General features: G+C 47.3%; 11 protein-coding genes. 2 read left to right on the top strand and 9 right to left on the bottom strand.

Annotated features, from left to right (window positions below):
* Positions 1–2: 2 nt before the first annotated feature.
* The 9 genes from JZY04_RS13135 to JZY04_RS13095 all read right to left on the bottom strand — a co-directional run bounded on the left by JZY04_RS13135 (position 3) and on the right by JZY04_RS13095 (position 11,585).
* Positions 3–1,463, bottom strand: coding sequence for a lipopolysaccharide biosynthesis protein (locus JZY04_RS13135; protein ID WP_122143429.1), 1,461 nt, complete (start codon positions 1,461–1,463; stop codon positions 3–5).
* A gap of 122 nt (positions 1,464–1,585) precedes the next feature.
* Positions 1,586–2,530 carry a glycosyltransferase gene (locus JZY04_RS13130; protein WP_122143428.1) on the bottom strand — a complete coding sequence of 315 codons (945 nt, stop codon included), beginning with the start codon at positions 2,528–2,530 and terminating at the stop codon, positions 1,586–1,588.
* 71 nt (positions 2,531–2,601) lie between these two features.
* Complete coding sequence (locus tag JZY04_RS13125) at positions 2,602–2,832, bottom strand: helix-turn-helix transcriptional regulator (RefSeq protein ID WP_122143427.1); 231 nt, start codon at positions 2,830–2,832, stop codon at positions 2,602–2,604.
* Positions 2,833–3,626: 794 nt separating this feature from the next.
* Positions 3,627–4,838, bottom strand: a complete 1,212-nt coding sequence (locus JZY04_RS13120) for a glycosyltransferase family 2 protein (RefSeq protein ID WP_122143426.1) — start codon at positions 4,836–4,838, stop codon at positions 3,627–3,629.
* Between the two features lie 43 nt (positions 4,839–4,881).
* Positions 4,882–5,772 carry a glycosyltransferase family 2 protein gene (locus tag JZY04_RS13115; protein WP_122143425.1) on the bottom strand — a complete coding sequence of 297 codons (891 nt, stop codon included), beginning with the start codon at positions 5,770–5,772 and terminating at the stop codon, positions 4,882–4,884.
* Positions 5,773–5,910: 138 nt separating this feature from the next.
* Positions 5,911–7,260, bottom strand: coding sequence for an O-antigen ligase (locus JZY04_RS13110; protein WP_122143436.1), 1,350 nt, complete (start codon positions 7,258–7,260; stop codon positions 5,911–5,913).
* Positions 7,250–9,469 (bottom strand): hypothetical protein, encoded by a 2,220-nt coding sequence (locus JZY04_RS13105; RefSeq protein ID WP_122143424.1) that lies wholly within the window; start codon positions 9,467–9,469, stop codon positions 7,250–7,252. The genes JZY04_RS13110 and JZY04_RS13105 overlap by 11 nt, the downstream gene beginning before the upstream one ends.
* A gap of 13 nt (positions 9,470–9,482) precedes the next feature.
* Positions 9,483–10,232, bottom strand: coding sequence for a TolC family protein (locus JZY04_RS13100; RefSeq protein WP_122143423.1), 750 nt, complete (start codon positions 10,230–10,232; stop codon positions 9,483–9,485).
* A 135-nt stretch (positions 10,233–10,367) separates the two neighbouring features.
* A complete protein-coding gene (locus tag JZY04_RS13095; RefSeq protein WP_032537960.1) occupies positions 10,368–11,585 on the bottom strand; it encodes a BamA/TamA family outer membrane protein in 1,218 nt (405 codons plus the stop codon).
* Between the two features lie 162 nt (positions 11,586–11,747).
* On the opposite strand from JZY04_RS13095, the gene JZY04_RS13090 reads away from it, so the two are divergent.
* Both JZY04_RS13090 and JZY04_RS13085 read left to right on the top strand, forming a co-directional pair.
* On the top strand, positions 11,748–13,145 hold the full coding sequence (locus JZY04_RS13090; RefSeq protein WP_122143435.1) for a C1 family peptidase: 1,398 nt from the start codon (positions 11,748–11,750) through the stop codon (positions 13,143–13,145).
* 545 nt (positions 13,146–13,690) lie between these two features.
* Positions 13,691–15,043 carry a Na(+)-translocating NADH-quinone reductase subunit A gene (locus JZY04_RS13085; RefSeq protein ID WP_032530869.1) on the top strand — a complete coding sequence of 451 codons (1,353 nt, stop codon included), beginning with the start codon at positions 13,691–13,693 and terminating at the stop codon, positions 15,041–15,043.
* Position 15,044: the final 1 nt, after the last annotated feature.

Below are 15,044 nucleotides of genomic sequence, written 5' to 3'. Positions count from 1 at the left end.
TTTCACCCCCTGCTTTTACGTTTGTTCAGGATGCCTTTTGCCTTGCCGATGATGTCATATTCACCGGTCAACTGTATGTAGCACCCAAATATACAGAAAAATATAATGCTTTTTACAATCAGGGTCAGAAAAATGTTGCCTCCTTCTGTCAGCAGGCTGAGCGGATAGAGTACGGCTATCAGCAGCACACTGACCGCTAATGGTGATACAAGCTGAACCGCGAAATGCCGCAGGTTGCGGTGCAGTGTCACCCGGTACATCATCCAGTAGCATTGCACAAAGTTGACGGTAAACGTCAGTGTGATGCACGTGGCTACGGCTTGGAGTGTGCCTATCCGGAAAATGCCCAGCAGGATGCCCGCCACGTTGAGTACCGATGAAAACAGGCCGCACACAAACAGGCTTTTCGTATCGCCTGCCGCCTGAAAGATGGATCCGGAGGAGGAGAGGACGATCTGTATGCCTACTGACAGCGTGAGTATCCGGAATATAGGGATGGAGGGCATCCATTGGTCGCCGAACAGGATCAGGGTCACTTCGCCGGCCGTGAAGTACAGCAGCACGCTCAGCGGCAGTCCGATGAAGGCCAGAAAGCGGACAATGCGTTCGTAACCCGATGCCAGGCGTTCAAGGTCGTTCTGGTATTCGCTGAAGATGGGGTGCATCACCGGGGTGATCACCTGTGTGATGTTTTGTAACGGCAGCATCATCAGGCGGTACGATTTTTCATAATAACCCAGGGGAGACATTCCCATGTACTTGCCGATTAGTAGTTTGTCGAGGTTCCGGCTGAAGTAGTTGATGATGTTGAACAGGAACTGGTAGGCAGAGTAGGAGAATATCCGGCGCAACACGTCCAGCCCCAACGTAAGCCTCAGGCGCTGCGGATAGCGTCGTATGGAGACCACGAAAATCAGGATGCCCGACAGAATGGGCCCGATGACCAGCGCATACAATCCGGCTCCGCACAGAGCCGCCACGACGGCTGCCGCACCGGTGGCAATCTGTATGACGAAGCTTCGCAGGGCGATGAATTTGAATTCTTTGTTGCGGTAGAACAGTGCGTTGGGAACGATGGTGGCAGAGGCGAAAAACAGGTTGACGGCCAGCAGCTGGCACAGTGTCCGCAGTATTTCCCGGTCGTAGTAGGCGGCAATGGGCCACGAGGCAGCGGCGAAAAGCAGTGCCAGGCCGATGCCTGTCCAGATGGTGAAAGAAAAGAGTCCGGACAGGTTCTCCCGGGTCAATCCTTTGTGCTGGATGATGGCGGGTGACAGGCCTACGTCGGTGAACAGGTTGAAAAAGGCAATGATCACCGTGGCTATGGCCATCACGCCGAAGTCGTCCGGCGAAATCAGGCGTGCCAATACGCCCGCGACGACGAGTGACACCCCTATGCCGCTGTATTTGGCAAGGGCGGTATAGAATACTCCGGAGAAAAGTTGATGTTTGATAGACGTCATTCTTATGGTGTTTTTGAGTTTGGTTCACCACAGAGGACACAGGGTTTTAATCTTTTATTTATCAAGAAAATTAAGAGAAAGATATTCTCTGTGTCCTCAGTGTCCTCCGTGGTGAAATGGATTCATAACTTTTGTTTTTTTAGCATCAGCACCATCAGTGTCCGTGTGCTGACGTATCGTTTGTAATGCCGCAGGCAGAGCAGGCATAGCTTGAGGCGCTGTCGTAAAGGTAATGTATGGGCTTGCCATACGGCAGCATCGAGCATCTGTCGCAAGAAAAGGGATATGATGTAATGGCATTCTTTGGGATAAGTTGGGATTTTATTCAATAGTTCGTTGGTTACGGTAAAGTATCCCTCCATGTTTTTCCATGTAAATTTTCGGGTCATGATAGAGTCTGTTCTGACACGGCGGTGAAAAAACGCACGGCAGATGAATCCTATGCGTGAAGCATGCAGATAGGCTTGTGCCATGAAAAGTTGATCTTCATGCAATATTCCGGGATAGAATGAAAGCTTTTCAGTGCTGATAAATTCCCGTCGGAATAAGTTGAGGCAGACTGATGACTTAAACTTGTAGGTTTCTAATTGTTGTTTCAATATATCTGTGCCTTTATATGTTTTTTCAGATAGTCCTGAGGTTCTTTTATAATCGAAAGGCTTATTGCCTGTATTGGCTTCACCGCTAAAGGTTTCCGCATCAAAAAAGACGAAGTCGAGAGCCTCTGCTATACATTTGTTATAGCAAAGCTCAAGTGCGTCCGGCTCTAAGAGGTCATCACTATCCATGAAATAAATATATTCTCCGACAGCATATTTGAGGCCTTCGTTGCGTGTGACAGACAATCCTTGATTCGTTTGTCCGTATACCTGGATACGGCTGTCTGTGGCAGCTATCTTGTCTATAACTTCCCGGCTTCCGTCAGTCGACCCATCGTCTATCACGATTATTTCCAAGTCCGTCAATGTCTGCCGGCAAATGCTTTCAAGTGCTTCCTGCACGTAGTTGCAGGTGTTATATACAGGGATAATGACACTCACCTTGGGGTGCCCGTTAGGTTGTTCCATGTTGTTTGTATGAGGTACGGTTCAATAGAGCAAAGATACACAAAAAGATTTAAATAAAGTCTTTTTCTCCTTCAGGAAAAAGGTGAGGCCTGCATGATGATTTCGTTCAGTATCTCCCGGCAACTGATTTTCACTTCCGAGTTTTCTTCTATGAAAGCAATGTAGTAAGCGATGATGTCTGCCAGTTTTTCAGTCGACATGTTTTTGCCGTGCTCCAGTTTGCTTAGCAAGCTGCGGCTTATTTCCATCATTTCGGAGGCCTGTGTGGTAGATAAATTCGCTTTTTTTCGTAAGCTCGCCAATAGTTCCGGGACAGTCTGGTGCGATTTATGATGCTGAGTCCTGGATTTGTTTCGTGAGCAGTGAGATCAGATAATAGTGAAAAATCGTCCTCCGATCGCAAATTCTGCTGATATATTTTAATATATCTTTTTTGTTTATTATTTATTTATGTGCAGGTTTTCATGTTGGCCGGTTTCGATGTTTTCTTTATAAACTGTTGACTGAAAGAGTATTGCGGGCGCGGAAGTATGTTGGTCTCCGTGTTGGTGTTTTGCAGGTTCTGAATGGTGGAAATGGAGGGTTTAAAAGGGAGTAAAAGAGGCTCTGTTTAACCTTGGTAGAGGGTGTGTTTCATCAAGAGGACGCTGTGCTCTTTTGCACCGAAGTGCACCAATCTGCACCACTTTTTTGTATTCTCTACTTCCAATGCTTAGCTTTGTCCAGTCGTTCCCCGAAAGGAAGGCATACTCTCAACTTTTTAAAATGAAATCTTATGAACATATTGACCGAAACTGTTTTGATTAAAAGATGGATCTTGATTCTCAAATCGATGATTGCGTCTCTTGCACCAACGATGAGCGTTTTTGAACAAGGAACGGTGAACGAGGAACAGAAGGAACTGCAAAACTCAGTGATAATTTACTACAGAGGCTCACAGAGTTTCGCAGAGGATGATTTATCACAGAAGTTCATAGGGTTCCAGTCTCTCGTTTATGGGTATCCAAAAGAAAATAAATCCTCTGTATTCATCTGTGAAATCTGTGGCGAACTGAAACTTCGTGAAACTCAGTGTCACGAAGTGGTGATTTATCACTCACCCATGTTCGGTATGTATGAATTTCTTGTTAGCTTCTTTGAGCCGGAGCAGGTTAGCGATGGTTCCTAGTGCCAGCGAGGGTACTTGCATCAGTGCCTTCAGCAGTCTACCGTTGAGCAGACGGGCGGGGACGGGAATGAACATGGCTGCCACCTGTGCTGCCGACAATACCCACCATTTGGGTGCCGCCTGCCAGCTCACTAATGTGGCGAGCAGTGTCAGCCCGAAAACGGCCGCCAGTTGTACCAGGCGTGGGGGGAGCATCCATTGGACAATTTTATTGGTCAAATCCGGTTCCGGCCACCATCGCCACCATCCCGCATCCTCCTTGACGTCTCTTACGAAGCGCAACGCCCTGAGCAGAATGCTGAATTGTGCTGCCATCCAGCGCCGGCGCTGATTCTTGATGTTCTCTTTCTTTTGCGTCTTCTCGTCGTAGACGGGCAGGTGATCCAAGTAGACGGTATGCATTTCGTACTCAATCAGCAGAAGCTCCAGCTCCTTATCTTCGCCCGCCGTTCTGAGTTGATCCACAGCCTCGTAATACCAGGAATACTGGAAAGCCATACCCGAACCCGCCAAGCCGGCGGACAATCCGAGGACATTGTGCCCTTTCCTGAAAAATCCGTTGTTGATTTCCTCGCTTACCCCGTCCAGCAGGGCGATGTCCGTATTTAGGTTTTTGCCTACGCGGTGGGCTTGCATCGACTTCACTCCGGCAGAGTAGGCACGGTTTACTTCGGAAAGGAAACCGGGGACGGTTACGTTGTCGGCATCCATTACCACGGCGATGTCATACATGTAAGCCAGCCGGTAGTCGCTTAGCCCGCTTGCCTTTCCGTCCTCCTGGATGGTACGGATGGCCAGCAGGAGAGCTTTGGCCTTGGAACTGTCTTCGTAGGTGGTCGTCAGTAGACGGATGGGGAGCTGCCGAAGGGCTTCGTTGGTGGAGTCTTGCATGTGGTCGGAGATGACGTATACATCGTACATCTCTTTGGGGTAGTCCTGCTCAAGGAAAGAGCGTACGGAGTCGATGATGACTTTGTCTTCCTTGTAAGCAGGGAAGAATACGGCGATGCGGTGTAACTTGTCTGCTTCCGGATAGATGGGGGAACGATAGAATTTGGAAGCGATGGCATACACCAGCAGATAGCTGACGCAGAGCGCCAGAGGAATGAATAAAATCCAGTCGATCAAGGTTAGTATCATAAGTCTGATATTGGGTTATTGTTTAAACATTTATACGGACGATTCAGCACAGTGCCCAGAAATCCTTCACTCCGCACCAGACGGCTCCTGCTAACCTGGGCTGTCCTTTCAGGGCGAAGCGCAGGCTGTCTTTGGGAGCTACTACCAGCATTTGGTAAACGATGGACAGGCAACGTTTCATTCCCGACAGGTTGCGCCAGGCGTAAAGCATTCGGTTTCGCATCATATAAAAAGCGCGAAGGGGACTCTGCCTGCCGGTGCTTTGGCTCTCTTTATGGAAAACGGTGCAGCGCGGTTCGTACCAAAGCTGATAGCCGGCGCGCGTCATGCTGGTACACCAGTCCAGTTCTTCATAATAGAGGAAATAAATCTCCGGCATCAGTCCGGCTTTCCAGATGACCTCCCGTTTCAGCATCAGTGCGGCTCCATGAAGGTAGGCGCTGGGGCGGGGCGTGCTGAAAGTAGCATCGTCCGGACATCCCATACCCAAAGCCTTGTTGCGCATCGTATAGGGGCTCAACTTGGTGTATCCGGCAAACTGGATGTTTTGCGGTGGGAAGGCGAAGCGGATCTTAGGTGATACGGCCCCGATGCGGGGGCTGCTCTCCAACCGTTCGATCAAGGCCGGTAGCCCGTCTTCGACCAGGTAAGTGTCATTGTTGATCAGGAACAGGTATTGTCCTTGCGCTATCTGTATCCCGAGGTTGTTGCCTCCCGCGAATCCGAGGTTCTTCTCGCTGCGGAGGGTACGCACAAAGGGGTATCGTTCCTGTATCATCCGGGCTTCGTCTTGCCGGGATGCGTTGTCCACCACAATGATTTCGTAACTGACGGAATGTACGGTAGCGCGTAGCGACTCTATCAGCTCACAAGTGTCATTCAAGCCGTTGTAGCAGATGGTGATAAAAGAGATGACAGGAGGTGTTTGTTTCATTTATGTAACGGTTTTGAGTTCACCACAGATTACACGGATTCTCACAGATTAATAATTTATTTTACTGCGAGTTAAATTAAAATATCTGTGTTAATCTGTGTAATCTGTGGTGAATCGTATTCATTTCTATTTTAATTATTAATAAAATTCTTCTTGCTCTGTCTTATTTTTCTTCTTTTTCAGTTCCTCTTCTTCTTTCTGCATCACGGGATCGATATAAGGACCCGCTATGCAAAGGGCGAAACCGGTATAAACGATAATGGAGTTGGGATATTGCATCACATCATTTACATAGGCGGCAACGAAGAAACCGGCAGCCATACAAAGCCAGGCGGCCAACAAGCCTCTCAAGCGCTTGTTCATCACCTTAAACATCAATAGCCAGGAACACCAGGCAAAGAGTACTCCATGAACAAGCAGATAGAGCACCAGTCCTATGATACCCGTTTCTACCCATACGCTCACCAACCACGAATCGGGCGGGTAGTGCATCAGTTCTCGGGGCTGAAAACGTGCTCCTTTCGACAGGCCGAGCCCGTAACCGATGGGTCTTACTGCCATCAATGCTTTCATGTTGTTCTTATTCTCAACCCTTACTTGATAGGAGGCGTCCTTATTGGGACGGAAAGCAGAGCGCATCTTGCGTACATACTGGTTGCTGTCTCCGATATTAGTGAAGTAAAAAAATGAAAAGACGGCAAACAGTGAAACGACTCCAAGCACAAATCCTTTCCAGTTTTTAGAGATTAAAACATACAGCAGGATTCCTCCCAACGGTACGCCTACGGCTGCCCGGGTACCCGAGATGCCAATGCAATAAAGAGCGCAAAGGGTGATGACACCGAAGTATATCTTCATCCACTTTTTACGGACGAAGAAGGCGGACAGGCCGAATGTGGTGGCGGCCATGGCTGCGTGGACTCCATAGTTGGCTGCATCGGAAAAGCAGGAAAAATAGCGGATGCCGGACCAGATGATATGGGTGCGATATCCGCCCAATACGTAAAGAAAATAGAGTTCCCGTTCGTTGAAGCCGTGATTTTTTTGCCAGTAACCTTTCAGGGTGGCTATTAAAACGAAAACAGACCAAATCAGCAGCAGAGCTTCTATCCCTTTATAGTTACGGATGGTCAGAGGCACCAGGAAAGCGCAAAGCAACGGATAGAAAAAGTATTGGGTGATAGCTATGTTCCAGGCTTCCTGCACGTGATTGGAATTGCCTACTTCGAACAGGCAATAGAGCCCCCATATCAGGATAAGTCCTGCCATTAAGTTTCTTCCCCGTTTCCAGTCTGTACTCCGGCTGCTGCATCTGCCTAAAGCAATCACACCCAATACGGTAACTATCGGAAGAGTGACCAGACCCATTTTGACAGACATGAACATCCCCATCAACATCAGTATCAACTGAGAGGCAAACAAAAGATAAAAAACGGGCTCGGATGTATCCGGATCCCGTTCTTTATAGATTTCTTCATCATTCATCATCATCGTCATCCTGGAGATTGTCTTTGGAGGTTTTCTTGCTGTGGAGGCGGTATAGAGACCTTTCTGTCAGTGCGAGTTGAGAGATCCGATACATCTGTTTGCGCATCCAGGTATATGGCGGAAGCATACCGGTGTAAGTCTCTACTTCGTACTTCGGCGCGCGGTTGAGGTAGAAATAAGGAGGCTTTCCTATCTGTAACCTGAGCTTTTGGAGTAATACCTTGTCAGTCGCTTTCCAACCAAGAATAGCCGAAGCAACCAATAAGTTCAATTGAGCTTCTTGTAACAAGGGTGTCGGTATGTTTATTTGCTTCAGATTGCGGTATTCCACAATCACGATTTCTTCGGACTGAGGCGTATAGATCTCTTTCAGACTTTGGGATAATATGAAGCCGGGTGAACCGGAGTCGAAATCAACCCCATCGGTCAGCAGTCGTACTTTCAGGCCAAGCGATTCCCAATAGTTCTTAAGGCGTTCTGCCAAATAGGACTTGCCGCTGCCTTCTTCGGTACTGAGAAGATTGAGAATAAAAGGAAGCCCTTCTGCTCGTCCGGTAAAGAAACGTTGAATAGCGGTGCCCATATAACGGGTGGCCATATCCTCACATTGTTTATTGACGGGGCCGGGCTTCATGGGAGCAGGATAGGAGCCCAGTACAATGCCGCCTGTCAACTTGCGCGTACGGGTTGTGTCACGCAGGGTGCGGTCAATCAGTTCTATCAACAGGAATACTGCTACTAAAAAGAAGAAGGTGCCAGCACATGCCATCGCTACAATTTTCCGGCGTCCTACAGATTCTTGATTGATCGGATAGGCAGGCGGATTGAGCACTTTCAGGATGGCGGCTGTCATCTCCAGATTCTTTTTGCGCAATAGGGCATCGTTATAGCTCTTTAAATTGGTCAGGTAGCTCTGTTCAGTAAAGTTGATGATGCGTTCTTTGCGCTTAATGGTGGTGCCCACCGGAGCAAAGTGAGTGTATTTTGCATTCAGGTCATTACGGCTTTTTTGTACGATTTTCAGTTCGGCCTTTGCTTTCTCAAAAAGCAGTAGTTGGTCGAGCCACTGTTCCACGATGGTGTTTCGGGCAACTCCTTCTTTGGAATGTTGTCCGTTCACGTATCGGCTGGCAATGCTTGACAATTCTTTCCGATTCTGCGCTAAGCGGTCTTTGTAGGCTTGGAGCTTGGTTCCGGTACTGTCATTTGGCGATGAAATTGTTTCCATCTCAGTGATTTTTCCGGTTAAATTGCTCGTCTGTTTTAGTTTATCCACTAACTGCACGTTATGGATCAGTAACTTGGAGTTTGCATCCATCTGTCTCTCGAGTTCCATAAGCATCGCTTTCGAACTGTTGTAAGCAAACTCGACATCTTGTTCGCGCAATTCAAATTCTTTATTGATGGCAGCTATCTCTTTGGTCTCGTCATAATAATTGATAATCCGGTTGTCCACGTTATATTGAGTCAGATTATCTTCCTGTCCGGCAAGTTCTTTGCCGATGCGTTTCAATTCAGCTTCAAAGTATTCAATCACTTTATCGGTGCCTCCGTAACGGAGTGCCTGATATTCGTTGACAAATTCCTTCATCAGGATGTCAATCGTATTATAGGCAATGCCCGGATCACCGGACTGATAGCTGGTCTTGATTAAATCACTGTTTCCCTTACGTTCTACTTTGATCTTCTTCAGGGCTTGAAAGCTGTAAAATACATGCTGAAAATAAAACAATCCGTAAATGTAATTTTCTTTGTCCGGACGTTCATATTTCATGAAGTTCTCCATGGTCTTGTCTTCGCTGTTCCGATCGATCAAGGCAACCAGCGCTTTACCATCCTTGCTGTTCTTCATGTGATTGTAAGTATAATTATAGCTGGAGGCGGTGATTCCTTCGTTGTCTTTATCCGGCCTCCCTTTTACCAGGACGCGTGAGAAAAGACGCAGGGAGACACGCTTCAGGGTACTTTCCGATTGCAGGATATTGACCAGGTTGTCCATTGAGTTTTGAGCCAACGCCCAGTCTACTTTAGTCTCTTCTTCAATGCCATAGCCCGAAACGACACCTGTATAAAGAGTGGATTCCACATTGTAGCCTCCTTGCATACGTCCTATACGGAAATATACAAAAGCGGTAATAAGGGCGGTACCCAACAGAATCCACCATTTCACGCGATAGAGGGAGCGGAGCAGATAAAATACATAGTCCATAATGTATGATTGTTTATTTTCTTAAAATAGGTGTACGGGTGATGACTTCCAGAATCATTAGGCTCTTGATTACTTCAAACTTACTTTTTTCGAAAGCTTCTAATGCAGCGGATTGTCTTTGCTTCTCGACAGATAAATTTCCTGTGTCAATGATGTTGTTTACGAAATTCTTCTCGGCCACATCATACTGCATAGTTGCTAACTCCAAAGCTTCAGCACGCAGTTTTAATACATTGAGCTGAGAGGTTGCAGTTGCATACATCTCGATGATTTCCCGCTTCATCTCTTCAAACTTTACTTCCCGTTCCAAGGCAGCAGCTTTTACATTCAGTTTTTGGCGTTTAACGCGAGGAGACAGATCGAATAATTCGTCAAAGGGGATGTTGATAGCGCCACCTATCGTATACATGGTTTGTTTGGATGTATTGTAGTTGTACATGATGGGCGTAGATACATCAGTAAAGGTATTATCCATACCTACTTTTCCCCATTGATAAGTACCCCGGGCACTGAAGAACTTCAGGAACGCGCGTCTTTCCTTGGCCAGCAGTTTGCGCTCTATCTGCTCTTTTACACCGGCCAGTTCATAGATCGGTCCTCCTTTGGCATTTTCGAACAGAAGGTCGAGTGGGGGGAGGGAAATATTAGTATAGTCTTCCGTAGTCAGTTTAGAGTAATCGCTGGTTTCCTGCGCATATACAAGAGAAGCTGCACCAAATAAGAGTAGGGGTATACTAATGAATATGAATAGGGCTCTTTTCATAAACGGGTATATTTATTTGTATATATTGTCTGTATGCTTGTGAAATCTGTGCAAATATAAGACAAATCTGCAACTAATGCCCTAAATATACCCCTTTTTTTTATAAATATAGCATTGAATTTGAATATAATTTATTTAAAATGCCTCGGTCATGTTGAAATAGAACAGGTTTTGTTTGTTCACCATGTTGCGTCCCAGGTCGAGACGGACGTTCATACGGGGCTGTACTTCTATGCGGAGACCCACGCCCATGTTGGGCAGAACACCCTCTATTTTTCCCGGATTGGGACCCATAAATCCGCATCCGGCCCAAGCCACATAGCCTACATGGCTGAGCATGCGTTTCACCCAGTTGCCCTTGTCCGTATTGATCATCTGGCGATATTCGGCCATGACGACGTGTGACGATTTATCGCGGTATTGCCCCATATAATATCCCCGAAGGTCGAACGGAGTGCCGCTTAGCGCGTATTTATTGAGCGGAACGTCGCCAAATACGTTTTTACTTTGGGCGGTCCATGCAAGTACACCGCGTTTGCGCAACGTTTTGTACTGGCGGTAGTCTATCTCCAAACGGTAGAAGTTGTTGTCGCTTCCCAGGAATTTTTGGTACATCATGCCTCGGAAGTCGAGATACATGCCGCGATAGGCATTGGCGGGTACGTCGCGTGTATCATAAGTCAGCAGGAAACCGACACCTGAACTGAAGTTCTTGTAGCCTTTCTCTGTGCCGCCGGCCGCTTTATAAGAGGGTTGGTCGACAAGGTATTTGGCCGGATCGTACATGTGGTCATAATTGAGGTCGACTTGCGGACCGGCAAAGAAGTTGCTTTCGCCCAGACGGAACAGGAACCAGGGGTTGATCTGCAATCCACTGTAACGATACTGGCTGGTGGTGTCGCTGCGCACATAATCCTTATTGGTACTGTAACCGATGCCGTAAAAGTTTTCCTGTGTGTTTTTATAACTGAACTGTCCGAAAATACGGAAACGGTCGCCCTTAAAGAAAAGTTGCGGCTTGGAGAACAGGTTGAGTCCGCCATTGAACATCAGGGCAATGGCTACGGGCACTACAGAGCGCTGCTGGGTGGTGTCGCTGGGATTCATCCGGAAGGTCATCAACCCGCTGCCGCCAATCAGCAGACCGAAATCGGGAGTGTAGCTGGGACCTCCGAGAATATTGTAGTGGAGGTTACGGCGGGCCACCCGCTGACGTCGTAGTTCGCGCTTGGATAGGGCGGGAATGCTGTCTTGCTTTGTCGTGTCAGTGCTGAGCGTAGTGCCTTCTTCTTGAGCCACAGTGAATGTGGCGGGCATGATCGCCATCAATATACCTATTATATATTTTTTCATTGCTTTGTACGAATATGGGTGCAAAGGAAACTATTTTATTTGGATTAGTTTTCATTCGAATAGATAATAAATCTAAATACTGTGACAAAAAATCCGGAAAAGGATGCTATTTTTGCAAAGAAAAAGGAGAAGGCTCCTTTATTAACCAAATTACTTTACCACATGAATAAACGAATATTATCTGTTTTTGTTCTGAGTGCCGCATTCTTAAGTGTGTATGCACAGCAGGACAAGGGAGGTATCAGCTCTGAAATGCTGAACCGGATTAAACAAAACTACCAGGGCACGACAACCGACAAGGCCATCCGTAACGCGATCGGTAACAACGATATCCGTAAGCTTGCTCTGAATCAGGACAACCTGAAGGGAATGGATACCCATTTTTCTATTAAAGTAGACTCAAAAGGAATTACAGACCAGAAATCGTCCGGTCGTTGCTGGCTGTTCACCGGCCTGAATGTGATGCGCGCCAAAGCCATCGCCCGGTACGGACTCGGATCGTTTGAGTTTTCTCAGAATTACAACTTCTTCTGGGATCAACTGGAGAAAGCGAATCTTTTCCTGCAAGGTGTCATCGACACCCGTGAGAAGCCGATGGACGACAAAATGGTGGAGTGGCTGTTCCGTAATCCGCTGAGTGACGGAGGTACGTTTACAGGTGTAGCCGACATCGTTTCTAAATATGGTCTGGTGCCCAAAGAGGTGATGCCTGAGACGAACAGCAGCGAGAATACATCACGCATGGCTGGGCTGATTGCTGAAAAATTGCGTGAATTTGGTCTGCAACTGCGTGATCAGGCTGCAAAGGGAGACAAACTGCCTGCGCTTGAAAACAGTAAAACGGAAATGCTGGGCACCGTATACCGCATGCTGGTGCTGAATCTGGGGGTTCCTCCTACGGAGTTTACCTGGACGCGTAAAGATGAAAAAGGGAATCCGGTGGAGACTGCACAATACACACCGATGTCGTTCCTCGAAAAATACGGCGACAAGAATCTGCTGGACAATTACGTGATGCTGATGAACGATCCGAGCCGTGAATATTATAAGTGTTATGAAATCGACTTTGACCGTCACCGTTATGACGGACGTAACTGGACGTATGTTAACCTGCCGGCCGATGAAATCAAGGAGATGGCCATCGCTTCGCTGAAGGATAGTACGATGATGTATTTTTCGTGTGATGTAGGTAAATTCTTGAACTCGGAACGCGGGTTGCTGGATGTGAACAACTATGACTATGCTTCGTTGATGGGTACCACTTTCGGTATGGATAAGAAACAGCGTGTGCAGACATTTGCCAGTGGATCGAGCCATGCCATGACTCTGATGGCGGTAGACATTAAGGATGGCAAACCGGTGAAATGGATGGTGGAAAACAGTTGGGGAGCTGCCAATGGCTATCAGGGACACTTGATTATGACGGATCAGTGGTTCAACGAATATATGTTCCGCCTGGTGGTAGAAAAGAAATTCGCAACTCCCAAAGTGTTGGAAGTTCTGAAGCAGAAACCTGTTCGTTTGCCTGCCTGGGACCCGATGTTTGCTCCGGAAGAGTGAAATGAACGCTGACCGATGAACTCTGAATGATAAACGGTCAACAGGTTTGTGCCATAAGGTAGGTATTGCCTTCATTCTCCCCCGGTTTATAAGGGGAGCGTCCTTTGGGGGGAGAGGAGATTGAATACATATCTTTATATATCGATTGAAGGGTTCCAAACGATCGACGCTAAATAAAAAAGAGTGTAGCTGTCCTCCGCGGATGGCTACACCCTTTTGCTGTTGGGGCTACGCCCTTTCATCCATAGGGCTACACCCTTTTGCAACTAAGGCTACACCCTTCTTTCCGGATGGCTATGTCCCCCCATAATTTATACTTTCCGACATCCCCTGTTCGTCGTCAATAATTCATTCAGCATAGCCTGTTCCTCGTTCTTTGTTGACCGTTCATCAGTGATAATTTTAGCCTTTTTAGTGTCTTTGTGATCGTTAACGATGCTAATTAAAGAAATATCTCCTTAATTCCTTTCACATTTCCTCTTTATTCACATTATTATTTATTACTTTTGCGGGCAAATTATGAAACCATTATTTTATATAATCACATGGCAAATGTAATAAAGTTACGTAAAGGCCTTGACATCAACCTGAAAGGAAAAGCTGCTGAAGAGCTCTCAACGGTGAAAGAACCGGGATTCTACGCACTCGTACCCGATGATTTCCCAGGAGTGACTCCGAAGGTGGTGGTGAAAGAACAGGAATATGTGATGGCCGGGGGACCCTTGTTTATCGACAAGAACCATCCTGAAGTTAAATTTGTTTCGCCCGTTAGCGGCGTTGTAACAAGCGTGGAGCGCGGTGCACGCCGTAAGGTGCTGAACATCGTGGTTGAAGCCGCTGCTGAGCAGGATTACGAAGAATTCGGCAAGAAGGACGTATCCAAACTCGACGGTGAGGCTGTGAAAGCTGCACTCTTGGAAGCTGGTATGTTTGCATTTATGAGACAGCGTCCGTATGACGTGATTGCCGATCCGACAGTCGCTCCGCGGGCTATTTTCATTTCTGCTTTCGACAGCAACCCGCTGGCACCCGATTTTGAGTTCGCTCTGAAAGGGGAAGAAGCTAATTTCCAGACTGGACTGGATGCCCTGGCTAAGATCGCCAAGACGTATCTCGGTATTAGCAGCAAACAAAAAACGACAGCCTTGACACAGGCTAAAAATGTCACGGTAACCGTATTTGACGGACCGAACCCTGCCGGAAATGTAGGGGTGCAAATCAATCATGTAGCTCCTGTGGTGAAAGGTGAAACCGTGTGGACCATCGGCGCAGAAGCTGTGATCTTCATCGGACGTCTGTTCAATTCCGGACGGGTGGATCTGACACGCACTGTAGCCGTTACAGGCTCTGAAGTCCTGAAACCGGCTTATTGCAAACTGAAAGTAGGTGCATTGTTGACCAATGTGTTTGCCGGAAACGTGACAAAAGGTAAGGAGTTGCGTTACATCAGCGGTAATGTGCTGACAGGCAAGCAGGTGAAACCAAACGGATTCCTCGGTGCTTTCGACAGTCAGTTGACCGTGATTCCCGAAGGCGACGACATCCACGAAATGTTGGGATGGATTATGCCACGTTTCAATCAGTTCAGCGTGAACCGTTCGTATTTCAGCTGGTTGATGGGGAATAAGAAAGAGTATGTGCTCGATGCCCGTATCAAGGGAGGCGAACGCCACATGATTATGTCCGGCGAATACGACAAAGTGTTCCCGATGGACATTCTGCCTGAATTCCTGATTAAAGCAATCATTGCCGGAGACATCGATCGCATGGAAGCTCTGGGTATCTACGAAGTAGCGCCCGAGGACTTTGCTTTGTGTGAGTTTGTCGACTCTTCGAAACTGGAATTGCAACGCATCGTTCGTGCCGGACTCGATATGCTTCGTGCTGAAATGATGTAAT

Origin of the sequence: Bacteroides sp. 11BF (genome assembly GCF_019633765.1) — a bacterium.
Lineage (GTDB): Bacteria > Bacteroidota > Bacteroidia > Bacteroidales > Bacteroidaceae > Bacteroides > Bacteroides hominis.
This window is presented reverse-complemented; position numbering and strand designations above follow the sequence as displayed.

Bases quoted from the DNA above. Each gene is read 5' to 3' on its own strand.
- JZY04_RS13120 (WP_122143426.1), bottom strand. From the start codon at position 4,838: ATGATACTAACCTTGATCGACTGGATTTTATTCATTCCTCTGGCGCTC.
- JZY04_RS13100 (WP_122143423.1), bottom strand. From the start codon at position 10,232: ATGAAAAGAGCCCTATTCATATTCATTAGTATACCCCTACTCTTATTT.
- JZY04_RS13090 (WP_122143435.1), top strand. From the start codon at position 11,748: ATGAATAAACGAATATTATCTGTTTTTGTTCTGAGTGCCGCATTCTTA.
- JZY04_RS13085 (WP_032530869.1), top strand. From the start codon at position 13,691: ATGGCAAATGTAATAAAGTTACGTAAAGGCCTTGACATCAACCTGAAA.
- JZY04_RS13095 (WP_032537960.1), bottom strand. From the start codon at position 11,585: ATGAAAAAATATATAATAGGTATATTGATGGCGATCATGCCCGCCACA.
- JZY04_RS13115 (WP_122143425.1), bottom strand. From the start codon at position 5,772: ATGAAACAAACACCTCCTGTCATCTCTTTTATCACCATCTGCTACAAC.
- JZY04_RS13130 (WP_122143428.1), bottom strand. From the start codon at position 2,530: ATGGAACAACCTAACGGGCACCCCAAGGTGAGTGTCATTATCCCTGTA.
- JZY04_RS13135 (WP_122143429.1), bottom strand. From the start codon at position 1,463: ATGACGTCTATCAAACATCAACTTTTCTCCGGAGTATTCTATACCGCC.
- JZY04_RS13105 (WP_122143424.1), bottom strand. From the start codon at position 9,469: ATGGACTATGTATTTTATCTGCTCCGCTCCCTCTATCGCGTGAAATGG.
- JZY04_RS13110 (WP_122143436.1), bottom strand. From the start codon at position 7,260: ATGATGAATGATGAAGAAATCTATAAAGAACGGGATCCGGATACATCC.